21 protein-coding genes are annotated in these 22586 nt (G+C 59.9%); 13 read left to right on the forward strand and 8 right to left on the reverse strand.

The genetic code is table 11. The features are described from left to right. Nucleotides 1-80 precede the first annotated feature (80 nt). The gene (pgi, locus tag B3C1_RS08405; protein ID WP_008484189.1) at nucleotides 81-1733 is read right to left on the reverse strand and encodes a glucose-6-phosphate isomerase; all 1653 of its coding nucleotides are present in this window, start codon (nucleotides 1731-1733) and stop codon (nucleotides 81-83) included. 45 nt (nucleotides 1734-1778) lie between these two features. After that, nucleotides 1779-2729, reverse strand: coding sequence for a transaldolase (gene tal, locus B3C1_RS08410; protein ID WP_008484191.1), 951 nt, complete (start codon nucleotides 2727-2729; stop codon nucleotides 1779-1781). Nucleotides 2730-2893: 164 nt separating this feature from the next. On the opposite strand from tal, the gene B3C1_RS08415 reads away from it, so the two are divergent. The 5 genes from B3C1_RS08415 (at nucleotide 2894) to B3C1_RS08435 (ending at nucleotide 7796) form a co-directional block, all read left to right on the forward strand. Next, nucleotides 2894-3415: an O-acetyl-ADP-ribose deacetylase gene (locus B3C1_RS08415; protein WP_336391112.1), complete on the forward strand. Its 522-nt coding sequence runs from the start codon at nucleotides 2894-2896 to the stop codon at nucleotides 3413-3415. 187 nt (nucleotides 3416-3602) lie between these two features. Continuing rightward, a complete protein-coding gene (locus tag B3C1_RS08420) occupies nucleotides 3603-4583 on the forward strand; it encodes a porin (RefSeq protein WP_008484194.1) in 981 nt (326 codons plus the stop codon). Between the two features lie 157 nt (nucleotides 4584-4740). Further along, complete coding sequence (phoB, locus tag B3C1_RS08425) at nucleotides 4741-5430, forward strand: phosphate regulon transcriptional regulator PhoB (protein ID WP_008484195.1); 690 nt, start codon at nucleotides 4741-4743, stop codon at nucleotides 5428-5430. Continuing rightward, on the forward strand, nucleotides 5431-6750 hold the full coding sequence (gene phoR / locus B3C1_RS08430) for a phosphate regulon sensor histidine kinase PhoR (protein WP_419177197.1): 1320 nt from the start codon (nucleotides 5431-5433) through the stop codon (nucleotides 6748-6750). It abuts the gene before it with no gap. 74 nt (nucleotides 6751-6824) lie between these two features. Continuing rightward, nucleotides 6825-7796, forward strand: coding sequence for a PstS family phosphate ABC transporter substrate-binding protein (locus B3C1_RS08435; RefSeq protein ID WP_008484197.1), 972 nt, complete (start codon nucleotides 6825-6827; stop codon nucleotides 7794-7796). Nucleotides 7797-7838: 42 nt separating this feature from the next. On the opposite strand, the gene B3C1_RS08440 is transcribed toward B3C1_RS08435, so the two are convergent. Then, nucleotides 7839-8606: an arylamine N-acetyltransferase family protein gene (locus B3C1_RS08440; protein ID WP_008484198.1), complete on the reverse strand. Its 768-nt coding sequence runs from the start codon at nucleotides 8604-8606 to the stop codon at nucleotides 7839-7841. A 138-nt stretch (nucleotides 8607-8744) separates the two neighbouring features. Here B3C1_RS08440 and B3C1_RS08445 point away from each other — a divergent pair, with 138 nt between their 5' ends. From B3C1_RS08445 to B3C1_RS08455, 3 genes are read left to right on the forward strand one after another with little or no spacing between them, the layout of a single operon-like run. Next, nucleotides 8745-9185: a MarR family transcriptional regulator gene (locus tag B3C1_RS08445; protein ID WP_008484199.1), complete on the forward strand. Its 441-nt coding sequence runs from the start codon at nucleotides 8745-8747 to the stop codon at nucleotides 9183-9185. Next, the gene (locus B3C1_RS08450) at nucleotides 9182-10246 is read left to right on the forward strand and encodes an HlyD family secretion protein (protein ID WP_008484201.1); all 1065 of its coding nucleotides are present in this window, start codon (nucleotides 9182-9184) and stop codon (nucleotides 10244-10246) included. The genes B3C1_RS08445 and B3C1_RS08450 overlap by 4 nt, the downstream gene beginning before the upstream one ends. Then, nucleotides 10236-11249, forward strand: coding sequence for a DUF2955 domain-containing protein (locus B3C1_RS08455; protein WP_008484202.1), 1014 nt, complete (start codon nucleotides 10236-10238; stop codon nucleotides 11247-11249). Before B3C1_RS08450 ends, B3C1_RS08455 begins: the two co-directional genes overlap by 11 nt. Before the next feature lie 24 nt (nucleotides 11250-11273). On the opposite strand, the gene ppx is transcribed toward B3C1_RS08455, so the two are convergent. From ppx to B3C1_RS08470, 3 genes are all read right to left on the reverse strand, one after another. Beyond that, entirely contained in the window at nucleotides 11274-12761 is a 1488-nt protein-coding gene (gene ppx, locus B3C1_RS08460) for an exopolyphosphatase (RefSeq protein ID WP_008484203.1), read from the reverse strand. Further along, entirely contained in the window at nucleotides 12751-14826 is a 2076-nt protein-coding gene (ppk1, locus tag B3C1_RS08465; protein WP_008484204.1) for a polyphosphate kinase 1, read from the reverse strand. The genes ppx and ppk1 overlap by 11 nt, the downstream gene beginning before the upstream one ends. Nucleotides 14827-14903: 77 nt before the next feature. Next, complete coding sequence (locus B3C1_RS08470; RefSeq protein ID WP_008484205.1) at nucleotides 14904-15404, reverse strand: glycine cleavage system transcriptional repressor; 501 nt, start codon at nucleotides 15402-15404, stop codon at nucleotides 14904-14906. A 224-nt stretch (nucleotides 15405-15628) separates the two neighbouring features. Here B3C1_RS08470 and B3C1_RS08475 point away from each other — a divergent pair, with 224 nt between their 5' ends. The 4 genes from B3C1_RS08475 to phoU are packed head-to-tail and all read left to right on the forward strand — an operon-like array spanning nucleotide 15629 to nucleotide 20987. Then, nucleotides 15629-17752: an ABC transporter permease subunit gene (locus B3C1_RS08475; protein WP_008484206.1), complete on the forward strand. Its 2124-nt coding sequence runs from the start codon at nucleotides 15629-15631 to the stop codon at nucleotides 17750-17752. A 20-nt stretch (nucleotides 17753-17772) separates the two neighbouring features. Then, on the forward strand, nucleotides 17773-19428 hold the full coding sequence (gene pstA, locus B3C1_RS08480) for a phosphate ABC transporter permease PstA (protein WP_008484208.1): 1656 nt from the start codon (nucleotides 17773-17775) through the stop codon (nucleotides 19426-19428). Between the two features lie 38 nt (nucleotides 19429-19466). Next, the gene (pstB, locus tag B3C1_RS08485) at nucleotides 19467-20267 is read left to right on the forward strand and encodes a phosphate ABC transporter ATP-binding protein PstB (protein WP_336391113.1); all 801 of its coding nucleotides are present in this window, start codon (nucleotides 19467-19469) and stop codon (nucleotides 20265-20267) included. A 9-nt stretch (nucleotides 20268-20276) separates the two neighbouring features. Further along, on the forward strand, nucleotides 20277-20987 hold the full coding sequence (phoU, locus tag B3C1_RS08490; RefSeq protein WP_008484211.1) for a phosphate signaling complex protein PhoU: 711 nt from the start codon (nucleotides 20277-20279) through the stop codon (nucleotides 20985-20987). 24 nt (nucleotides 20988-21011) lie between these two features. On the opposite strand, the gene ppk2 is transcribed toward phoU, so the two are convergent. Both ppk2 and B3C1_RS08500 read right to left on the reverse strand, forming a co-directional pair. Beyond that, complete coding sequence (ppk2, locus tag B3C1_RS08495) at nucleotides 21012-21800, reverse strand: polyphosphate kinase 2 (RefSeq protein ID WP_035481553.1); 789 nt, start codon at nucleotides 21798-21800, stop codon at nucleotides 21012-21014. After that, nucleotides 21770-22222: an EVE domain-containing protein gene (locus B3C1_RS08500; protein ID WP_008484213.1), complete on the reverse strand. Its 453-nt coding sequence runs from the start codon at nucleotides 22220-22222 to the stop codon at nucleotides 21770-21772. The genes ppk2 and B3C1_RS08500 overlap by 31 nt, the downstream gene beginning before the upstream one ends. A 61-nt stretch (nucleotides 22223-22283) precedes the next feature. Here B3C1_RS08500 and B3C1_RS08505 point away from each other — a divergent pair, with 61 nt between their 5' ends. Further along, nucleotides 22284-22484, forward strand: coding sequence for a hypothetical protein (locus B3C1_RS08505; RefSeq protein ID WP_008484214.1), 201 nt, complete (start codon nucleotides 22284-22286; stop codon nucleotides 22482-22484). Nucleotides 22485-22586 lie beyond the last annotated feature (102 nt).

The following is a 22586-nucleotide window of genomic DNA, read 5'->3' on the forward strand; positions in this document are numbered from 1 at the left end:
ACCTCCCCGCTGTAGGAATTGTTGTCACGCATTAATTACCACGCGAGGCTCAAAAATAAAACACCTTTGTTGCACTTGTGTTAAAGCGCGCCACCTTTTTGCTGTTGTTGGCGAAAACGGGCAATAAGGCCGTTGGTGGAGCTGTCCAGATCCAGCGGCTGGCTTTGGTCTTCGAGCTTGTCCAGCACCGCGTTGCCCAGCACCTTGCCCAGTTCTACCCCCCATTGGTCGAAGGAGTTCAGGTCCCAAATCAGGCCCTGTACCAGCACCTTGTGTTCGTAAAGGGCGATAAGGGCACCCAGGGTCTGGGGGGTCACCTTGTCCATCAGCAGGGTATTGGAAGGGCGGTTGCCGGGCATTACCTTATGGGGGGCCAGGGCGGCAACCTCGGCCTCGCCCAGTCCGGCTTGGCGCAGTTCCCCTTGGGCTTCGGCCAGGGTCTTGCCCTGCATCAGCGCCTGGCTTTGGGCAAAGCAGTTGGACGCCAGCATGGCGTGGTGGCGGCCCAGCTTATAGTGGCTCTCAAGGGGCAGGATAAAGTCGGCCGGGATCAGCTGCTTGCCTTGGTGCAGCAATTGGTGGAAGGCGTGCTGGCCATTGGTGCCCTCGGCGCCCCAGATAACGGGGCCGGTCAGGTGGCTGATGGCGCTGCCGTCCTGGTGACAGCCCTTGCCGTTGGACTCCATATCCAGTTGCTGTACATAGCCGGGCAGGGCGCGCAGGCCATGGTCGTAAGGCAGCAGGGCATGGGAACTGGCCCCTTGGTAGTTGATATAGCTGACGCCGATTAGGGCCATCAGCGCCGGCATGTTGGCGCTGATGGGGGCGCTGACAAAGTGCTGGTCCATGTCCCTGGCGCCGGCCAGCAGCGCCTCGAAGTTGGCCATGCCGATGGCCAGGGCGATGGGCAGGCCGATGGCGGACCAAAGGGAGTAACGGCCGCCGACCCAATCCCACATGGGAAAGCAATTCTGGGCGGCAATACCGAAGGCTTCGGCCTTGGGCACGTTGGCGGTCACCGCCACAAAGTGTTTGGCCAAGTCCTCAAAGCTGGCGCCGGCGGCCTTGAGCCAATCCCGGGCACTTTCGCTGTTGCTGAGGGTTTCCTGGGTGCCAAAGGACTTGGAGGCGGTAATAAAGAGGGTGGTTTGCGGGTCGAGGCCGGCCAGCTTGTCGGCCAGGGCGGCGCCGTCGATGTTGGCCACGTAGTGCACCGCTACCTTGCGCTGCCAGAAGGGCTTGAGGGCTTCGGTCACTATCTTGGGGCCAAGGAAGGACCCACCGATACCTATGCTCACCACGTCGGTAATGGCCTTGCCGGTAAAGCCCAGCCAGCGGCCCTGGTAGAGGCTGTCGACAAAGGTGGCCATCTTGGCCAGGGTCTGGCTCACTTCCTGGCTGACCTTGACGCCATCCACCATCACGTCACTATCGACACTGCCACGCAGGGCGCAATGCAGCACGGCACGCCCTTCGGTGTGGTTGATGGGCTGGCCCTTAAACATGGCTTTTATCTTGCCCTCAAGGCCGGCTTCTTCGGCCAGGCGCGCAAAGAGGGCCAGGGTCTGTTCGTTGAGGTGATTCTTGCTGTAGTCCAGGGTCAGGCCGGCGGCATCCAGGCTGTAACGCTCACCCCGGCTCGGGTCCTGGCGGAACAGGGTTTTGAGATCCGGCAGGTCGTCAAGGTGCTGGGCTAGGGCGTCATTGCATGGGTATCGGGTCAATCCGGTCATGGCTTCCTCTGGCAATAAAAAAGGGGCCCTTGGGCCCCGGTGCAATTAGAGTTTCGCCGACAGCAGCGAGGCCAGCTTCTCCTGGTCCTCGGCAAACTTGCGGATACCCTCGGCCAGTTTTTCTACGGCCATGGCATCCTGGTTGTGCTGCCAACGGTACTGGGCCTCGTTCAGGGGTTCGGGGCGCGGCTTGCGCTCCTTGCTCGGTTGCAGCTTGGCCACCACGGGGGCGTCGCTGGCTTCCAGTTCGGCCAGCAGCGAAGGCCCTATGGTCAGGCGGTCGCAGCCGGCCAGTTCCAGGATCTCACCGGTGTTCCTGAAGGAGGCTCCCATGACCACGGTGGGGTAACCATGGTCCTTGAAATAGCTGTAAATTTGGGCAACAGACAATACGCCTGGGTCTTCTGCCGGGCTGTAGTCCTTGCCGGTGCTGGCTTTATACCAGTCGAGGATGCGGCCCACAAAGGGCGAGATCAGATAAACCCCGGCTTCGGCGCAGGCCCTGGCCTGTGCAAAGGAGAACAGCAGGGTCAGGTTGCAGTTGATCCCTTCCTGCTCCAGCACTTCGGCGGCACGGATCCCTTCCCAGGTGGCGGCGATTTTGATCAGTATCCGATCTTTTTCGACACCGGCTTCCTTGTAGAGGGCGACCAGCTTACGGGCTTTGTCCAGGGTGGCCTGGGTATCGAAGGACAGCCTGGCGTCCACCTCGGTGGAAATGCGCCCCGGTACTATGTCGAGAATGGCCACACCGAAATTGACGGCCAGCTTGTCCATGGCGTTGTCCAGCTGTACCTGGGCCTCGCCCCCATAGAGCCTGGCATAGGCAAGGGCATCGTCGACCAGGGACTGGTACTCGGCCAGGCCGGCAGCCTTGAGGATCAGCGACGGGTTGGTGGTCGCATCCTGGGGCTGGTAACGACGAATGGCCTCAATTTCGCCGGTATCCGCTACGATGGTGGTAAAGCTACCCAGCTGGGAAAGTTGGTTGGCCATGGTTCCCTCTTGTCATGGAATGTATGAAAATTACTTACAAAATGCCAGCGCTGTTAACTGGAAAAGTCAGCTTAGCCAGGGTAAAAGAGAATTTCAGCTGATAAAAAAGCCGAAAACGCTTTCCCACTCAACTGGTCGGATCAGAGCAAATGAAATCGAGCAACATCACCCTGGTGCTACGGGTATGGCAGGGGGACATCACCACCCTGCCGGTGGATGCCATCGTCAATGCCGCCAATCCGTCCCTGTTGGGAGGCGGTGGCGTGGATGGCGCCATTCACCGCAGTGCCGGGCCCGAGCTGAAGACCTATTGCGCCGGCCTTGGTGGCTGTGAAACCGGCCAGGCCAAACTTAGCCCGGGCTTTGCCCTGCCCAGCCAATATGTGGTGCATACGGTGGGGCCGGTCTGGCACGGCGGTGGCCAGCAGGAGGCGTTGGCCCTGGCCGCCTGCTATCGCAACAGCCTGTTGCTGGCGGATGCCGAGGGAGTGGTAAGCCTGGCGTTCCCTGCCATCAGTTGCGGTGTCTACGGTTACCCGGCCAGGGAAGCGGCCCAGGTAGCCGTGAACAGCCTATGTCAGGCCTTTGAAGACTGCCATCTGTCCAAGCAGATCTGGCTGGTGGGGTACGACCAGCATCAGTGCACCCTTTGGCAAGAAGCCCTGGCAGCAAGGCCCAGCTTATAAATTCCCTTCTTAGTTTCTGATTTTCATCGGCTTTCTTTGCGCTTGCCCGGGCGCCGATAGAAAACGTTTGCTATTTTTCTCGGCATAAGGCTTCTCGGGAAATAAAACTGTCACAAACCTTTGCCAAGATGCCGCCGTTCGCCGAAAGGCCTTTCGTGCTTGTGCACACTTTTTTGGGTAAGAAAAAATGACATTTGCAAAGTCCGCTGTTGCTGCTGCGCTGCTGATGGGTATGACTGGTGTGGCTGCTGCCGCCGAGCCGGTCACCGTCTACGGCAAACTGAACCTGACCGTCCAAAACTCCGATGAAGGTGACGCCAAGACTGAAGTTAAGAGCAATGCCTCTCGCTTTGGTGTGAAGGGTGCTGTCGGCCTGACCGAAGACCTGGAAGCGATTTACCAACTGGAATGGGAAGTGAACGTCTCTGACCAGAGCGCTGCCGACAGCTCTGAAGACAACATCAAGGCCCGTAACCAGTTCGTCGGCCTGCGTGGCAACTTCGGTGAAGTGCTGGTGGGTCGCAACGACACCCTGCTCAAGCAATCCCAGGGCAGCATCGACCAGTTCAACGACCTGGAAGGCGACATCAAGACCCTGTTCAAGGGCGAGAACCGCATGGGTGACTCCATCACCTATAAGACCCCCATGTTCGGCCTGTTCCAGGCCGGTGTCTCCTACATCACCGAAGACAACTCCGACCAACGCATCAAGGATGTGGACCAGAACGACCGCGCCGACGGTTACTCCCTGGCCCTGATGTACGGCGATGCCGGCTTTAAGAAAGCCAACTACTTTGCCTCCGTTGCCTACGACGACGACGTCAAGGGCTACGACACCGTCCGTGGCACCCTGCAGGGCAAGTTCGGCCCCGTCATCCTGGGCGCCATGTACCAGAGCGGCGAGAAGTCCGGCGACAGCAGCAAGGACTATGACGGCTACCTGGTCAGCGCTGCCTACAAGTGGGACAAGGCCACCTTCAAGGTCCAGTACCAGGATTCCGACCTGAACGAAATCGGCGGCACCACTTATGAAGACGCCGTTTCTGCCGGCGTGGATTACAAGCTGGGCGACAGCACCAAGGTGTTCGGTTTCTACACCAAATTCAGCGCCATCAACGGCGAAGAAGACGCCGACTACCTGGGCATTGGCCTGGAACAGAAGTTCTAAGCTTCTGGGTTGAGCAAGAAGGAGGCTTATTGCCTCCTTTTTTATTATTATCAGTGCCTTATGCGTAAATTTCTGGCTGAAGAAGCATGCCGAGTCATAAAAGTGTCACAATGCTTCACAATAATGTCAGCCAGTTGCAATGAACAGGGATGCCCCCATGGCAAGACGTGTATTGATTGTTGAAGACGAATCCCCGATCCGGGAAATGCTCGCCTTTATTCTCGATCAGAACGGCTACCAGCCTGTCGAGGCCGAGGATCTGGGCTCGGCCCAGGCCAAACTGCAGGAACCCTTTCCTGATCTGGTGTTGCTGGACTGGATGCTGCCCGGCGGTTCCGGCCTGCAACTGGCCAAGGTCATGAAGCAGAACGAGTACACCCGCCAGATCCCCATCATCATGATCACCGCCCGAGGTGAGGAAGAGGATAAGGTCCGGGGCCTGGAAGTGGGCGCCGACGACTACATCACCAAGCCTTTCTCCCCCAAGGAACTGATGGCCCGGATCAAGGCGGTGATGCGCCGTGCGTCCCCCACCAACGTCGATGATGTCATCGAAGTGCAGGGGCTGCGCCTGGACCCGGTCTCCCACAGGGTGACCGCCTTTGACAGCTCCGTTGACATGGGCCCCACCGAATTCAAGCTGCTGCATTTTTTCATGACCCATCCCGAGCGGGTGTATAGTCGTGAGCAGCTGCTGGATAACGTCTGGGGAACCAACGTCTATGTGGAAGACCGCACTGTCGATGTGCATATCCGCCGCCTGCGTAAGGCCCTGGAAGGCCACGGCCATGACCGCCTGGTACAGACAGTACGGGGCGCCGGCTACCGTTTTTCCAGCCGGGTCTGATTGATGCATAGTTTTTCCTGGTGGCGCCTGGGCTGGACACTGTTGGCCTACGGGCTGGTGCTGGGGGGCGTAGGCTTGCTGCTGGGGGCGCCGTTGCTGGTGTTGCTGCTGGGTGCCCTGGCCCTGGTTTTCTGGCACTACTGGCAGCTGCATATGCTCAGCCGCTGGCTGTGGGACGGCCGCCAGTTCACGCCGCCCAGGGGCTCAGGCTCCTGGCAGTTCGCCTTTGACGGCGTCTACTTCCTGCAACGCAAGAACCTCAAGCGCCGCAAGGAACTGGGCCGGCTGCTCAAGCGCTTTCGCGAGGGCACCGAAGCCCTGCCCGACGCCGTGGTGGTGATGAACGAAGAACGGGAGATTGTCTGGTGCAACAAGCTGGCCACCAACATCCTCGGTATCCGTTGGCCAGAGGATCACGGCCAACGGGTAGATAACCTGCTGCGCCGCCCCGAGTTCGTCTCCTACATCAAGAAACAGCAATTCCAAGAACCCTTGATCATCCCCTCGCCGGTGATGTCCTCGGCCAGTGTTGAGATCCGGGTCATTCCCTACACCGCCAGCGAGACCCTGATGGTGGCCAGGGACGTGACCCGGTTGCAGCAGCTGGAGCAGATGCGCCGCGACTTCGTGGCCAACGTCTCCCACGAGCTGCGCACCCCCCTGACGGTGCTGCGCGGTTATCTGGAGATGATAGGGGACGATCCGCGCCTGGAAGGTTCGCCCTGGGCCAAGCCGCACCTGATGATGACCGACCAGGTCAACCGCATGTACAGCCTGGTGGAGCAATTGTTGGCCCTGTCGCGCCTGGAAGTGCGCCAGGACGTGGAAGCCCCGAAAACGGTGGATGTGCCGGCCCTGATGACCAAGCTGGAAGCCGACAGCCAGGCCCTCAACGCCCAGAAACAGCACCAGATCCTGTTCCAGGCCGCCCCGGCCCAGATGCTGGGGGACAGCGAGCAGATGATGTCGGCCTTCACCAACCTGGTGGCCAACGCCATTCATTACACCCCGGCCGGTGGCCGTATCGAAGTGAGCTGGAGCCTGCTGCCGGACGGCCGTGCCCGTTTCAGCGTCAAGGACAGTGGCGATGGTATTGCCTCGGAGCACCTGCTGCGCCTGACCGAGCGTTTCTACCGGGTAGACAAGGCCCGCAGCCGCAATACCGGCGGTTCAGGGCTGGGGCTGTCCATCGTCAAGCACGTGCTCAGCCGTCACCGCTCAAGGCTGGACATCCAGTCTACACTGGGCAAGGGCAGTACCTTTTCCTTTGATATTCCTAGGGAATTGGTGGTGAGTCATAAAAGTGTCATCAATGAGTAATGGGGCTGTCATCGGTTCGCCACATACTCGTCGAAGTGAACCTTTTCTCAACGCCGCTTATCAGGAGCGATGTAATGAAAATTAAGAACATGGTCGGCATTGTCGGCTTGATGGTTGCCTCAGGTTTCGCCGCTTCAGCCTCTGCCGCAGTGGACAAGAACCTGCCCGATTACAAAAAGACCACCGGGGTGTCCGGTAATCTGTCATCGGTGGGGTCCGATACCCTGGCCAACCTGATGACCTTCTGGGCCGAAGAGTTCAAACGCCAGTACCCTAATGTCAACATCCAGATCCAGGCGGCCGGTTCTTCCACGGCGCCGCCGGCCCTGACCGAAGGTACTGCCCAGTTCGGCCCCATGAGCCGCAAGATGAAATCCGGCGAGATTGAGGCTTTCGAAAAGCGCTACGGCTATAAGCCCACCGAGATCCGTGTGGCTATCGACGCCCTGGCGGTGTACGTGCACAAGGACAACCCGGTCAAAGGTATGACCATGGAGCAGGTGGACGGCGTGTTTTCCTCCACCCTCAAGTGCGGTGGCCAGGTTATTGACCGTTGGGGCCAGCTGGGCCTGACCGGCGACTGGGCAGCCAAGGACATCCAGCTCTACGGCCGTAACTCCGTGTCCGGCACCTACGGCTACTTCAAGGAAGAAGCCCTCTGTAAAGGCGACTTCAAGAACAGCGTTAACGAGCAGCCCGGTTCGGCCTCCGTGGTGCAGTCGGTGAGCACTTCCCTGAACGCCATCGGTTACTCCGGTATCGGCTACAAGACCTCCGGCGTCAAGACGGTGCCCCTGTCCAAGGATGGCGGCAAGACTTTCATCGATGCCACCCACGAGAACGCCGTGACTGGCGCCTATCCCCTGTCACGCTTCCTCTACGTCTATGTGAACAAGCACCCCAACAAGCCGCTGGATCCCATGCAGGCCGAGTTCGTGAAGATGGTGCTGTCCAAGACCGGCCAGGAAGTGGTGGAAAAAGACGGCTACGTGGCGGTACCTGCCAGCGTCGCCAAGCGTGAGCTGGCCAAGCTCGGCATCCACTGAGCCAAGCTTAAGACGCAAAAAAGCCGGGTTATCCCGGCTTTTTTATTGCCATTTTGCCAGCCACCCGGCTACATCGGCAAAAGGCAGCTGGACCTGGAAATGTTTCGCCAGCAGCTGGCGGTAGTGGCCCTCGTCACGCACCGCTAGCGTGCTGCGCTCACCCTGGTGCGTCACCAGCAACTGGTTGTCAGAGAGGCTGATGCGCCCGCTGGCTGTGGCCATGGAACAGATGGCTTTGCGGGTAAAGTGTGACGACGGGCCCTGATGCCAGGCGGCCATCTGGGTGAATTCGGCCAGGTCCCTGGGCCTTGGGTCTATCAACAGCGCCGCCTTGTCGTCCCGCTGCATCAGCCAGTGCTCTTGCTGCCTGGACAGCAAAAAGCGGCCGCCCATCTCCCTTTGCTCACCTTCAATCAGGGCCAGGGGCTCTTGGAAGCTGTCCCCAAAGCCCACATCGGCCAGCCATCTTTGGCCTGCATGCTCGACCTTGAGCAGCATATGGTCAAAGTCCGGGCCGGGTTTGCCCTCGCCGTCAAAGACCCTGGCCTGGATAAGCGCCACCTCGAAGCCCAGAGTGCGCAGCAGGCAGTAAAAGCCGTAGTTCAGCTCATAGCAAAAGCCGCCGCGCTGCTCATTGAGCAGCTTGCCAAGGATGGGGTCGTGGCCCAGCACTATGGGCCTTTTGAAGGTGATATCGAGGTTCTCAAAGGGCAGGTGCCGAAGGTGCGCCAGGTGCAATTGGGGCAAGGAGGCAGGGCGGTCCAGTTCCAACCGGTCGAGATACTGTTGCAGCTGTGTCTTGGTGAGCATCGGGCCTCCTGTTTGACGCTTTGATGATAATGGCTTTGCCCGGCCGGGATTGTTCCAGTTTTGCGTTTTTGGATAGGCTAATTGATTAGCCTGCTAACTAGATGCTATTATTCTTAGCCTGCTAAGTAAGGAGGGCAGATGGAAAGCAACTTAGGTTGGCTGCTAAGCCGGGCTGCCTTTAGCTGGCGCGCCGCCGTAGACAAGTACATGGCCGAACTGGGCCTGACCCAAACCCGTTGGATAGCCTTGCTGCACTTGCAGCGCATGGGGGAGGGCTGCACCCAGAGTGCCTTGGCCGCCAATATCGGCGTCGAACAACCCTCCTTGCTGCGCACCCTTAACCAACTGGAAGAGGCCGGCCTTGTTGAGCGCCGTCCCAGTCCGGCTGACGCCCGCTGTCGCACTCTCTGGTTTACCCCCAAGGGCCTGGAACTTATCCAGGAGGTGGCGGCCCTGGCCGCCAAGGGGCGCCAGGATCTTTTGGAGGGCCTTTCCTCCCAGCAGCGTCAGACCCTCCACGAGGTCCTCGAAACCGTGATTAGCAACGCTCAGTCTGTTCTTGCGATGGAGAAAAAATGACTGCCGACAAGCATTTCAACCGCTGGATGCGCCGTGCCGTGGCGCTGTTCCTGCTGGTGCTCGCTTATGTGTTGATGGCCGATATGACCATTCCCATGACCCCCCATTCCATGGTGCAACGCCCGGTGCTGACCATAGCGCCCCAGGTCGCCGGTGAGGTGGTGGAAGTGGCGGTCAGCAACAACCAGGCCGTCAAGGCCGGTGATCTGCTGTTTCGCATTGAACCCAGGGACTACCAGTTGGCGGTGGAAAAGGCCGAGCTGGCCCTGAGCGAGGCCCAGCAGACCAATGACAGCCTCAGGGCCCAGTTGGCCCAGGCCGGGGCTGCGGTGCGCCAGGCCCAGGTGGCCGCCGCCGAGGCCAAGCGAGAGTTCAACCGCCTTGAGGCCCTGCGCGGGCGAAAATTGGTCAGCCAGCAGCAGCTGGACCAGACCGCCACCAATGTTGACGCTACTGCCGCCAGCCTGGTTGCCGCCCAGCAACAGCAGCGCTCCGTGCAAGCCCAGTTGGGGGAGAGCGGCGAGCAGAACCTGCGTCTTCGCCAAGCCCGTAATCAGTTGGCCCAGGCCAGGCTCAACCTGGAACGCACCCAGGTGCGGGCGCCGGAAGACGGCGTTATCTCCAACCTGCAGCTGGTGGCCGGTGTCCAGACCCAGGCCAAGCAGTCGTTGTTGTCCCTGGTGGTCAGCGGCAAGGAGCGTATCGCCGCCGATTTTCGTGAAAAGAGCCTGGCCAGGGTTAAAGACGGTGCCCAGGCATGGGTGGTATTCGACGCCCTGCCGGGACAGGTGTTTAACGCCACTCTGAGCAGCCGTGATCAGGGCGTGGCCCAGGGGCAGCTGTTGCCAAACGGCCAATTGGCCCAGCCCGAGCAGAGTGACCGCTGGGTGCGTGACGCCCAGAGGGTCAGGGTCTATGTGAACCTGGACGAGCGCCTGCCGGCTTCTTTGGTGTCAGGGTCCAGGGCTACCGTGATGCTCGAGGCCAGCCAGAACGTCGTCATCGACTGGTTGGGCAAAGTCCAGATGCGCGTCGTGAGCCTGCTGCACTATGTCTACTGAGCTGAGCGCCCAGGAGCAACGCCGGCTGCTGCGTATAGCCCTTGGCAGCTGTATCGGCTTTCTGGTGTCCAAGCTGGCCAACTGGCCTTATGGGGTCTTCTTTACCGTCTACCCCATGCTGCTGCTGGGCATGCTGCCCAAGTTCGACCGCCTGATCGCCGCCCAATTCTTGTTTGGGGCTGCGCTCAACGTGGTGGAGATCTGGCTGCTCTGCGCCTTCTTCGAGCCTTATCCCCTGTTGATGACCCTGGGAGTGTTCCTGGTCTATTGCTGGCATTTTCGGCTGATGGCCTCCACCCCCTATTTTTTGCTGGGGGCCACCGGCCTGGTGACATTGTCTACCCTGCTGCATTTTTCCAGTTACCCCACCACCAACATCATGGATATGGTGGTGGCCACCGGCCTGGCTTCGACCCTGTCGGTGGTGAGCGCCGCCTTGCTCTATTGGATTATTCCCGAGACCGATCCGGTACCGGCGCCCCCCAAGCTGAACCTCAGTCCATCCCAGGTAAACCACCGCACCCTGATGGGGGCCGTGCTGGCGACCCTGTCCTTTATGGTGTTCCAGGCCATGGACCTCAAAGACTCCCTGTCGGCCCAGGTGGCCACCATGCTGGTGCTCTTTCCCATGACCTACCAGGGCACCCTGATTGCCGGTTGGAACCGGGCCAGGGGGGTGGCTTTGGGCTGCGCCCTGGCGATCGTGGTGCAGGTGCTGATGTACGACTTGATAGAGCACTTCCTGCTGGTGGTGCTGGCCCTCTTTATCACGGTGTTGCTGACCGCCAAGCTGCACCTTATCGAGCGGGCCGGCTCCGGCATGGGTTTTGGTGCCCTGACCACAATCGGCATCCTCTTCGGCCAGTACATGCAACCGGACAAGGACATCCTCTACGGCAGCCTTTACCGCTTCTCGTCGGTGCTGGTGGCGGTGGCGATACTGATGGTGTTTGCCTACCTGCTCGATGGGCTGCTAAACCGCTTTGCCCTGACCCGCAATTAAAAAAGCCGGCACAAGCCGGCTTTTTCATTCCTGGGATTCGATGACCAGGGGCCAGCCCGCCTGGGCTTGGTACTGTGCCTCCTGGGCAAGGTCGGCACTGACCAGGTCTTGGCGGGCCAGCCAGGGGGCGGGAAAGCGCAGGGTCAGCTGTTGGCCGTCCAGGCGCAGGGCGATCTTGGGCAGGCGCTGGCTTTGGCGGCGCCGATTTAGGAGCACCGCCAGGCGCAGCAGCCGCACCAACAGCCGCACTTCGTCATCCCCAAAGAGGTTGAGGCGGGGCAGGGCGAACTGCTTGAGGCCCTTGCGGGAATAGCGCACCAGGGTGGCCAGCAGCAGCTGCTGTTCCTGGTTGAAACCGATAAGGTCGCTGTTTTCCAGGATATAGGCCGAGTGGCGCTGCACCCCGTGGAAGTTAATTTGCAGCCCCACTTCGTGAAGCTCGGCGGCCCAGCCCAGCAGCATGGCGTGCTCGGGGTTGTCCCCCAGGGCCCGGTACAACGCCAGGGCCAGGTGGCGCACCCGCAAGGCCTGAGGCCTGTCCACATGGTATTGGGCGGCCAGGGACGCGGCGGTTCGTTCCCTGGCGTCCTGGAAGCCGAGGCCGGGCTCCATCTGAAACATCAAGCCTTCGCGCAGAGCGGCATCGGAGTATTCCAGGCCGGCTAGATCCAGGGCCTTGAAGCTGGCCAGCAAGATGGCAAGGCCGGCAGGGAACACCTGCAGGCGCTCGTCGTTGACGGCAGGCAACTTGAGCTTTTGCAGCTCACCTGCCTGCAGGCAGAGCTTTTTCAGGGCCTTGAGGCGCTTGAGGCTGATGGCGCTTTCGCTGGGCCATTTAGCCTGGATGCAGGCCTGTACGGCCTTGATGGTGCCGGAACAGCCAATGGCCTGTTGCCAGCCCTCGTCCTTGTAGCTCTGCTCAATGGACTCCAGTTCCTGGGCGGCGGCGGTTTCGGCGGCCTTGAAGCCCCCTTCGGTTATCTTGCCGTCTTTGAAAAAGCGTTGCTGGAAGCTGACACAACCCATGGCCAGGCTGGCCAGGCGCCGGGTCTCCAGGCCCCGGCCTATGACAAACTCGGTGCTGCCGCCGCCGATGTCCATTACCAGGCGGCTGTCCCGGCCCGGTTGGGTGTGGGCTACCCCCTGGTAGATAAGGCGCGCTTCCTCGGCCCCGGCAATGACTTCGATGGGGTAGGGGTAGACGGCCCTGGCGGCCTTGATAAAGGCATCGCCGTTGGCGGCCCGGCGCAGGGTATAGGTGGCGACGGTGCGCACCCGGCTGGCAGGCAGGTTGCCGATGATCTCCTTGAAGCGGGCCAGGCAGTCCAGGCCGCGCTGAAAGGCGGCCTCGCTGAGCTGGTGGTCGTCACTCAGGCCTTCGGCCAGGCGCACCCTTTCCTTGGCCTTGTTAAGGATCCGAAAGGCCCCCTTGCAGTAGCTGGCCTTGAGCAGGTGGAAAGAGTTGGAGCCCAGGTCCACGCATACCAGGGGGATCTCCGGTTCATCGGTCAAGGCCTTCTCCTTGTTCCAGTCTCATCAGGTATTCATATATGGCGACCTGGGAGCGCAGTTTGCGCCTGTTGCCCCTTCTGACGTAATTGTTCTGCTGGTCCTTATCCAGCAGCCTGGCCTTGGTGGTGTCGCGAAAGTGCAGGTCCAGGGTATCGAGAATACGGCGCTTGAGCCTGGGGTCAAGGATGGGGGTACCCACTTCCACCCTGTGGTCGAGGTTGCGGGTCATCAAATCGGCTGAGCTGATAAAGACGTGCTCCTGGCCGTTGCCGTGAAACACCATCACCCTGGGATGTTCCAGGAAGCGGTCGACAATGCTGATGGCCCTGATGTTGTCCGACAGACCGGCAACACCGGGGCGCAGCGAGCACATGCCCCTGATGATAAGGCGCACCCTGACCCCGTTTTGACTGGCATGGTAGAGGCGCTGGTTTATCTCCCTGTCTACCAGGTTGTTGACCTTGAAGGTGATGGCCGCCGCCAGGCCTTTCTTGGCGTTCTCTATTTCCTGGTCGATAAGGGCCAGCAGCCGGCGCCGGGCGTTGACAGGGGATACCAGCAAGTGGTTGAACTTAAAACGTTTGTAAGAGTTGATGATGAAGTCGAAGACGTTGTCCGCTTCCGTCGCCAGCTCCTGGTGTTTGGTAAAGAGGCTGTAGTCGGTGTAGACCTTGGCAGTTTTCTCGTGGAAGTTGCCGGTACCGATGTGGGCGTAATGGCGCAGCTCCCCTTCCTCTTCCCGGCTCACCACGCACAGTTTGCAGTGCACCTTGAGGCTGGGAATACCAAAGGCGACCCGGATCCCCGCTTCGGTCATCTTCTGGGCCCACTCGATGTTGGCCGCCTCGTCAAAACGGGCCCGCAGTTCAATCACCGCCAGCACCTGCTTGCCGTTATGGACCGCGTCCATCAGGGACTGGACGATGCGCGAGTCCCCGGCCAGGCGATAGAAGTTGATCTTGATGGTCTTGACCTTGGGGTCGAAGGCGGCCTGGCGCACGAACTCGGTGAAGTGGCGGAACTTGTAGTAGGGGTAGTGCACCAGCACGTCGTTGGCGCTGATGGCGTCAAAAACGGTGTCGTGGTCGCGAAAATCACGGCTGGTCAGGGGCGGCAGCTTGGGGTTTTCCAGGTATTTGCGGCCCACATTGGGAAAGCCCATAAAGTCTTTGAAGTTATGGTAACGCCCCCCCGGCACCATGGCATCGAGGTTGCTGATCCCCAGCTCCCGCACCAGCATGTCCAGCATGGTCTGGGGCATTTCCCGGTCATAGACCAGGCGCACCAGCTCGGCGGTCAATCGCTGCTTGAGCCCCAGACTGGTCTGCTCCAACAGGCTCAGGGATATCTCGTCTTCCAGCTCGTAGTCGGCGTCCCTGGTCATCTTCATGGAGTAGGCGGCCAGGCTGTCGAAGTCGAAAAAGCCCTTGAATACCTGGGGCAGGCAAAGGCGCAGTATGTTGTCCAGCAGGATAAGGGTGGTGCGCTGGCGGGGGCTGTCGTCCGGTACCTTGACGAAGCGGGGTACCGAGGTGGCGGGCACTTCCACCATGGCGTATTGAACGTCCTCGCCTTTTTTGATCTCAACCACCAGATAGGTGGCGTCGTCCTTGAGGCTGACCACCAGGTCCACCCCCTTGCGGATGATGATGGGGGCGACGTGGCGCAGTATCTTCTGTTCGAAGTAGTTCTCCACCCAGGCTTTTTGGCCTTCCCCCAACTGCTGTTCATTGACCAGCACTATGTGGTAGCGGGCCAGGGCCAGCATGCATTCATGGTAGAGGGCGTCAAAGCGGCTTTGCAGGGCCATGACCTTTTGCTGGATCTGCCCCAGCAGTACCAAGGCCTCGGGGTCTTTGCCGTCTTCTTCGTGTTGCTGGGCTCGGCGCCTGACGTCGGCCACCCGAACCCGGAAAAATTCGTCCATGTTGTTGGAATAGATGCCCAAAAAGCGGATCCGTTCGATGATAGGCACGGACTTGTCGGCGGCTTCCTGCAGCACGCGCTCGTTAAAGGACAGCCAGGACAATTCTTTCTCAATAAAGGGGACAACGACAGGGCTCATCGACCGCACATCCATAAGTCGGAGGAGTCGTCATTCTAGAGGGGGCGGCGCCCCTCAATATGACAGTTGTGTGACAGCTACTCGTCCAGTTCCAGCATCCAGTCATCACCGCAGTCTTCCAGCTGCTGGCGGATGGCATCCAGTTTCACCTCGGCCGGTACCTTGAGGCGGGCCTTGGCAAAGAACAGCTCACCATAGTTGTGGCCCGGGTGGCAGCCGGTGGTCATCTCTTCGATATTGACCCCCAGCCTTGACAGGGTACTGGTCAGCTCGTGGACTATGCCGGTCCTGTCATTGGCCACCAGGTTAAGGGTGACGTCCCGGCAGTTGCCGGTGCCAGGGGCCAGGTTGCCTTCGGCGATGCGGATATCCAGCTCGTCGATGTCCTGCAGGGCGGCGGCAAAGGCGCTGTAGTGCTCCTCTGGAACCTTCACATCGACAATGCCGGCAAAGCGGCCGGCCAGGTGGGCGAGGCTGGCCCCGTACCAGCTGCCTTGGTGGTCAAAGACCAGTCGGGACAGTTTTTCGACGATACCGGGCTTGTCTGGACCAAAAACACATAATGCCAAGTGACGCATAAAACTACCTTATGTTACTGTTATAAAAAGAATTAGCACCCTGGTGGCGGCCTGTAAAGGCCGTGACCTGTAACTTTAGTGTCATAAAACTTCCATATAATTCCCGCCGTTTCCCATCCCCAGAGGTCTCCATGGCTCAAGCGCAATCTCTGCTTTTGGCGGCAAACCGCCGACGCCTGTTCAAGGATCGTCTTGCCAAGTATGGCGTGACTTTAGGCGGGGTGATGGTGCTGGTGGCCCTGCTGCTGATTTTCTTCTACCTGCTGTACGTGGTGGCGCCACTCTTTAAAGGGGCCGAGCTTGAAGAGGAACACAGCTGGGCTGTTGAGGGCCAAACCTTGGCCCTGGGGCTGGATGAGCAAAATGCCCTTGGCTATCGCCTGGACGCCGCCGGCAAACTGGATTTTTTTGCCGCCAATGGTGACCAGGCTGGCCAGCCGCTCACCAGCCTGGATCTGGGTGGCCCCATCAGTGCCTTGGCGCCGGCACTGCCGGTGCAGCAGGCCTACGCCATTGCCCAAAGCGGCAATGAAGTGCGCATCATCAAGCCGGATTTCCAAGTCAACTACACCGAGACCGGCCGCGAGACGGTACCTGTGCTGAGTTTCCCTCTGGGGGAAGAGGCCCACCAGGTGCTGCCAGAGGGGCGCACCGTCAAGCTGCTGGGCTTTGAATTCAACAACGACGGCGCCGTTATCTTGGCCTTGGGGGACACAGGGCGCCTGTGGCTGACCCGCCTGGAAGCCGAAGAGAACTTCCTGACCGGCGAAAAGGAATGGACCGAGAGCCGGGTGGAATTGGCCACCGACGGCCGTAAACTCACTGCCTTGCGGGTCAATCCCAACCTGCGCCAGATCTACGCCCTGGCCGGCCACCAACTGGTGGTGTACGACATCAGCGACCCGCAAAATGCCGAGCTGGCCCAGGTGCTGGATGTAACCGACGCCAGCAACCCGGTCACGGCCCTGGCCCTGATGTCCGGCGCCAACTCCCTGTTGATCGGTACCCAAAAGGGCATCATTGGCCAGTGGTTCGAAGTGGTAGGGGAGAACGGCCGACGTTTTCGCCATATCCGCGACTTCAAGCTGGGTCAGCCGGTGCAAAGCCTGACCACCGAATTTAACCGCAAAGGTTTTGTGGCCACCGGCAGCCAAGGGCGCCTGGCCCTGTTCCATGCCACCTCAGAAGTGGAACTGGCGGAACTTAATAACAGCGATGCCATCTTGATGAGTGCTTACGCCCCCCGTGCCAACGGCCTGCTGGCGGTGGACGGCAAACAGCTGCACTTTTTCCATCTGGAAAACGAACACCCCGAGGTGAGCTGGAAGGCCCTGTGGCAAAAGGTCTGGTACGAGGGCTACAAGGAGCCGGACTATGTCTGGCAGTCCACTTCAGGCTCTGACGATTTTGAGCCCAAGCTGAGCCTGATGCCCCTGGCGTTCGGCACCATCAAGGCTGCCTTCTATGCCATGCTGTTCGCCACCCCCCTGGCCCTGGCGGGGGCGGTTTATACCGCCTATTTCATGTCGGCGGGCATGCGCCGCTTTATCAAGCCGACGGTGGAGATCATGGAAGCTCTGCCGACGGTGATCCTCGGCTTTTTGGCCGGCCTGTGGCTGGCGCCTTTGGTGGAAGACCACCTGCCCGGCATCATCACCCTGCTGTTGGTGTTGCCCCTGACCATGCTGGCCACCGCCTTTGCCTGGCACAAGATGCCCGAGCGTATCCGCCACCTGGTGCCGGACGGCTGGCAGGCCCTGCTGTTGCTGCCGCCGCTGCTGCTGATGGGCTATTTGAGCATGGCCATGAGCCCGCTGCTGGAGCATTGGCTGTTCGATGGTGATACCCGCCTGTACGTGACCAATGAATGGAATATCTCCTTTGACCAGCGCAACTCCCTGGTGGTGGGTATTGCCATGGGCTTTGCGGTGATCCCTACCATTTTCACCATCGCTGAAGACGCCGTATTCTCGGTGCCCAAACATCTGACCCAGGGGTCTTTGGCCCTGGGGGCCACCCCCTGGCAGACCCTGAGCCGAGTGGTGTTGCTGACCGCCAGCCCCGGTATTTTCTCGGCGGTGATGATGGGCCTTGGCCGCGCCGTGGGTGAAACCATGATAGTGCTGATGGCCACCGGCAATACCGCCATCATGGATTGGAACATCTTTGAAGGGATGCGCACCCTGTCAGCCAACATCGCCGTTGAGATGGGCGAGTCGGAAGTGGGCAGCTCCCATTACCGGGTACTGTTCCTGGCAGCCTTCGTGCTCTTTGTCTTTACCTTCCTGTTCAACACTGTCGCTGAGTTCATTCGCCAGCGGCTGCGCGAAAAATACAGCTCTCTCTAAGCACCGGATTGAGGATTGGCATGAACAATTGGTTTAAATCAGGCTCTCCCTGGATCTGGATGACGGCAGGCGCCGTCAGCATCAGCCTTATTTCGGTGCTGGGCCTGCTGTTGCTGATTGCCTGGCGCGGCCTGACCTACTTCTGGCCTGCCGACGTCTACCAGTTTGAGGTACGCCAGGCCGATGGCGGTGCCAAGGTGGTGATAGGGGAGATCTACGACAAGGAACAGGTGCCGGTCGAGCGGCTGCGCAACAACAACATCGCCCTGCCGGGGCTGGCCGACGATGCCGACGTGACCCGCTACCTTATCAAGACCGGTAACCGCGACGTGGTGGGCTTGGATTTTCGCACTCTGCTGGCGCCCGACATCCTGTCCCAGACCGTCCCCCAAGGGCTGGCGGTGCTGGAGCGGGAAGAGAACGGCAATTTCTACGGTTTTATCCAGGGTTTGGATATAAATGGTCAGACCATTTCCGGCGAGACGGTGAAAGCCGAGCTGGAAACGCGCCTGGAAGAGATAGAGGCCCTGCGTGAACAGGCCCAAGACCTGCAAAGCAAGGACATCGGCCGTATCAACTACGACCTGGAGCGGCTGCGCCTGCAAGAGCGCGGCCTGGAGCTGGACGGTGCCCTGACCGCCGCAGCCAAGGCCGACCTGGAAGCCAAGCGCCAGGCCTTGCATGAGCAATACCAGGGTTTGGAGAAAGAACTCTTTGCCCTGCGCGACGCCATGCAAGGCAGCTTTGTCATAGTCCGGGAAATGGGCGGGCGCGATATCAAGCTACCCTTGGACAAGGTGCTGGATGTGAGTTACCCCAACGACATGGGGCTGCTGGCCAAGACCGGCCGCTACTTCGTGCAGCTGGGTCGCTTTGTGTCCGACGCGCCCCGGGAAGCCAATACCGAAGGGGGGGTGTTCCCGGCCATTTTTGGCACCGTGTTCATGGTGCTGCTGATGGCGGTGATAGTGACACCTTTCGGGGTTATTGCCGCCATTTACCTCCATGAATACGCCGGTAAGAACGCGGTGACCAAGGTGATCCGCATCGCCGTTATCAACCTGGCCGGGGTGCCTTCCATCGTCTACGGGGTCTTTGGCCTGGGCTTTTTCGTCTATTTCATGGGTTCCAGCCTCGACCAGCTCTTCTACCCAGAAGCCCTGCCCACTCCCACCTTCGGCAGCCCAGGGGTGCTCTGGTCGGCATTGACTTTGGCCATACTGACCCTACCGGTGGTGATCGTTTCGACCGAAGAGGGCCTGACCCGCATTCCGTCGAGCCTGCGCCAGGGCTCTTTGGCCCTGGGGGCCACCAAGGCCGAGACCCTGTGGCGTATCGTCATTCCCATGGCCAGCCCCGCCATCATGACCGGCCTTATCCTGGCGGTGGCCAGGGCGGCCGGTGAAGTGGCGCCACTGATGCTGGTGGGGGTGGTCAAACTGGCCCCGACACTGCCGGTGGACGGCAACTTCCCCTTTGTGCACCTGGACCGCAAGTTCATGCACCTGGGCTTTCACATTTATGACGTCGGCTTCCAGAGTCCCAATGTGGAAGCGGCCCGGCCTCTGGTCTACGCGACAGCCTTCCTGCTGGTCAGCGTGATCATGACCTTGAACATCACCGCCATCGGCATCCGCAACCACTTGCGGGAAAAATTCCGATCGCTGGAACACTAAGCTTTAAGGGTAACGATATGATCTCCATCCGACCCGACATGACCACAGGCGAGCAGAAGCTGGACCTGAACAAGCTGACGCCGGAGCAGACGGCCCTGACCATAGAGGGGCTGAACCTCTACTACGGCCAGAAGCAGGCCCTGCACAATATCTCCATGGCCATTCCCAAGGGCCAGGTCACTGCCTTTATCGGCCCGTCCGGCTGCGGCAAGTCCACCTTGCTGCGCTGCATCAACCGTATGAACGACCTGGTGGACGGCTGCCGTATCGAGGGGGGCATAGCCCTGCACGGCAACAACATCTACGACAAGGGGGTGGACGTGGCGGCCCTGCGCCGGCGGGTGGGCATGGTGTTCCAGCGTCCCAACCCCTTCCCCAAGTCCATCTACGAGAACGTGGTCTACGGCCTGCGCCTGCAGGGCATCAATGACAGGCGGGTGCTGGACGAAGCGGTGGAGCAGTCCCTTAAGGGGGCGGCCCTTTGGGAAGAGGTCAAGGACCGCCTGCACGACAACGCCTTTGGCCTGTCCGGCGGCCAGCAACAGCGCCTGGTGATCGCCCGCGCCATCGCCATCGAGCCCGAAGTGCTGCTGCTTGACGAACCCACCTCGGCCCTGGACCCTATTTCCACCTTGACCATTGAAGAGCTGATCAACGATCTGAAGAAGAACTTCACCGTGGTTATCGTTACCCACAACATGCAGCAGGCGGCCCGGGTATCGGACCAGACTGCCTTTATGTACATGGGCGAACTGATCGAGTACGCCGACACCAACACCATCTTCACCAAACCGGCGAAGAAGAAAACCGAAGACTACATCACAGGTCGTTACGGCTAAGGAGACGCCATGGACAACATGAATCTTTCCAAGCACATCTCCGGACAGTTCAACCAGGAACTGGAGCATGTGCGCAACATGGTGCTGACCATGGGCGGCCTGGTGGAAAAGCAGTTGGATGACGCTATCCGCGCCGTTCATGACCGGGATACCGTTCTGGCCGAAAAGGTTATTGACGGTGACCGCCAGGTCAATGCCATGGAAGTGGCCATCGACGAAGAGTGCACCCGCATCATCGCCAAGCGCCAGCCAGCCGCTTCGGATCTGCGCTTGGTGATCGCCATCATCAAGACCATTGCTGACCTGGAACGCATCGGTGACACTGCAGAGCGCATCGCCAAGATTGCCCAGGGCAGCTTTGAGACCCAGCAGATGACCCTGCTGGTGAGCCTCGAATCCATGGCCCACCATGTGCTGAAAATGGTGCGCGACACCCTGGACGCCTTCGCCCGTATGGACGTGGATGCGGCCCTGGCCCTGCACGCCGAAGACGTGCGGGTGGACCGGGAGTACGAGTCATTGTTCCGGGAATTGATGACCTACATGATGGAAGATCCTCGCTCCATCCCCAAGGTCATCGAAGTGATGTGGGCGGCCCGTGCCCTGGAGCGTATCGGCGATCGCTGCCAGAACATCTGCGAATACATCATCTATTTCGTCAAGGGTAAAGACGTGCGGCATATCGCCCGCGCCGATTTCGAAAACGACATCAAAGGGTAAAAAAGGCGCCTCAGGGCGCCTTTTTCAATAGGGCTCAGGGATCCAGTGGCGGTCTTTGCCCGGGGGCAGCTCCTTGCCTTTGACGTCCCCCAGGGTTACTTGCGGGTAGGGCTGGGGCCGGTAAGGCAGCAGGCCAAGCAGGTGGCTGATGCAGTTGAGGCGGGCCTTTTTCTTGTCGTTGGCGTCGATGATGTACCAGGGGCAATGGCCGCTGTCGGTGGCGTCCAGCATGCGGTCGCGGGCCTTGGCGTAGGCCTGCCAGCGCTCGCGGCCTTCCAGATCCATCTTGGAGAACTTCCAGCGCTTAAGGGGATTGTCCAATCTGGCCTGGAAGCGCCTTTCCTGTTCTTCCGGCGAGACGTTGAGCCAGTACTTGATCAGCACTATGCCGTCGTCCACCAGCATTTTTTCAAAGACTGGGCAGCTGACTAAAAAGCGCTCGTACTCCTCGTCGTTGCAAAAGCCCATTACTTTTTCCACCCCGGCTCTGTTGTACCAGGAGCGGTCGAACAGCACCAATTCGCCGGCAGCAGGCAGGTGGGCGCTGTAGCGCTGGAAATACCACTGGCTCTGTTCCCGCTCGGTAGGCACGCCCAGGGCCACCACTTTGACGTGGCGTGGATTGAGGTGCTGGGTCAGGGTCTTGATGATGCCGCCCTTGCCGGCGGCGTCGCGCCCTTCGAACAGCACCACTACCCTCAGTCCCTGGGCCTGGACCCACTGCTGCAGTTGCACCAGCTCCCGTTGCAGGGGCGCCAGGGCGTCAAGGTACTTGGCCTTCTTCACGGTTTTAGTCCCAATATGTGCTGCCATTGGCCGCTGCTCACCGGCATTACCGACAGCCGGCTGCCCTTTTGCACCAAGGCCATCTCGGCCAGGGCCGGGTCGGCCTTGAGGCGGGCCAGGGACAATACCGCCGGCCAGGCTTCCACAAAGCCCAAATCGACCCGGGTCCAGCGGGGTTTGTCGGGGCTGGCCTTGGGGTCGAAGTAGGGGCTTTGGGGATCGAACTGGCTATGGTCCGGGTAGGCAGTCTTGACCACTTCCCCTATGCCGGCAATACCCACGTCCTTGCAGCTGGAATGGTAGATAAAGACTCTGTCCCCCAGGGCCATGTCGTTCATGAAATTGCGGGCCTGGTAATTGCGCACGCCGTCCCAGGGACTGACTTTTTGACTGAGGAGATCCTGAATAGAAAACAGGTCGGGTTCGGTTTTCATCAACCAGTAGGCCATTTTTTATTCCATGTGCCATATTTTTTAATGGCAGCCTAGCAAGACAAAGGAGGAGCTTCCAATGGTGAGTAAGGAGATGTTGTCGGTAGGGATGTTTTACAAGAGTCTAAACGGTATAGGCCGTATCGTCGCTATCGACGACTCGGACGACCTGGTCACCATACGTGACCTGGACCACAGCCACACCACAGTCGCCCATATATCCCAGCTAGACCCCGGCTTGGTATTGGACGAACGGATGATGTGGGACTGTGAAGACTGACCCTGTCAGTCACTGCCAATAAATCCCCCAAACGAATACCCTATTAATGCAAGTGGCCTTAGCCGCTTGTTTTTTTTGTGCTTTGGCAGGTAAAAAAAAGCC

Origin of the sequence: Gallaecimonas xiamenensis 3-C-1, from assembly GCF_000299915.1 — a bacterium.
Taxonomy (GTDB): domain Bacteria; phylum Pseudomonadota; class Gammaproteobacteria; order Enterobacterales; family Gallaecimonadaceae; genus Gallaecimonas; species Gallaecimonas xiamenensis.

Coding starts and splice junctions, on each gene's coding strand:
- pgi (WP_008484189.1), bottom strand. CDS start 1,733: ATGACCGGATTGACCCGATACCCATGCAATGACGCCCTAGCCCAGCAC.
- tal (WP_008484191.1), bottom strand. CDS start 2,729: ATGGCCAACCAACTTTCCCAGCTGGGTAGCTTTACCACCATCGTAGCG.
- B3C1_RS08420 (WP_008484194.1), top strand. CDS start 3,603: ATGACATTTGCAAAGTCCGCTGTTGCTGCTGCGCTGCTGATGGGTATG.
- phoB (WP_008484195.1), top strand. CDS start 4,741: ATGGCAAGACGTGTATTGATTGTTGAAGACGAATCCCCGATCCGGGAA.
- B3C1_RS08435 (WP_008484197.1), top strand. CDS start 6,825: ATGAAAATTAAGAACATGGTCGGCATTGTCGGCTTGATGGTTGCCTCA.
- B3C1_RS08440 (WP_008484198.1), bottom strand. CDS start 8,606: ATGCTCACCAAGACACAGCTGCAACAGTATCTCGACCGGTTGGAACTG.
- B3C1_RS08445 (WP_008484199.1), top strand. CDS start 8,745: ATGGAAAGCAACTTAGGTTGGCTGCTAAGCCGGGCTGCCTTTAGCTGG.
- B3C1_RS08450 (WP_008484201.1), top strand. CDS start 9,182: ATGACTGCCGACAAGCATTTCAACCGCTGGATGCGCCGTGCCGTGGCG.
- B3C1_RS08455 (WP_008484202.1), top strand. CDS start 10,236: ATGTCTACTGAGCTGAGCGCCCAGGAGCAACGCCGGCTGCTGCGTATA.
- ppk1 (WP_008484204.1), bottom strand. CDS start 14,826: ATGAGCCCTGTCGTTGTCCCCTTTATTGAGAAAGAATTGTCCTGGCTG.
- B3C1_RS08470 (WP_008484205.1), bottom strand. CDS start 15,404: ATGCGTCACTTGGCATTATGTGTTTTTGGTCCAGACAAGCCCGGTATC.
- B3C1_RS08475 (WP_008484206.1), top strand. CDS start 15,629: ATGGTGCTGGTGGCCCTGCTGCTGATTTTCTTCTACCTGCTGTACGTG.
- pstA (WP_008484208.1), top strand. CDS start 17,773: ATGAACAATTGGTTTAAATCAGGCTCTCCCTGGATCTGGATGACGGCA.
- pstB (WP_336391113.1), top strand. CDS start 19,467: ATGACCACAGGCGAGCAGAAGCTGGACCTGAACAAGCTGACGCCGGAG.
- phoU (WP_008484211.1), top strand. CDS start 20,277: ATGGACAACATGAATCTTTCCAAGCACATCTCCGGACAGTTCAACCAG.
- ppk2 (WP_035481553.1), bottom strand. CDS start 21,800: ATGGCAGCACATATTGGGACTAAAACCGTGAAGAAGGCCAAGTACCTT.
- B3C1_RS08500 (WP_008484213.1), bottom strand. CDS start 22,222: ATGGCCTACTGGTTGATGAAAACCGAACCCGACCTGTTTTCTATTCAG.
- B3C1_RS08505 (WP_008484214.1), top strand. CDS start 22,284: ATGGTGAGTAAGGAGATGTTGTCGGTAGGGATGTTTTACAAGAGTCTA.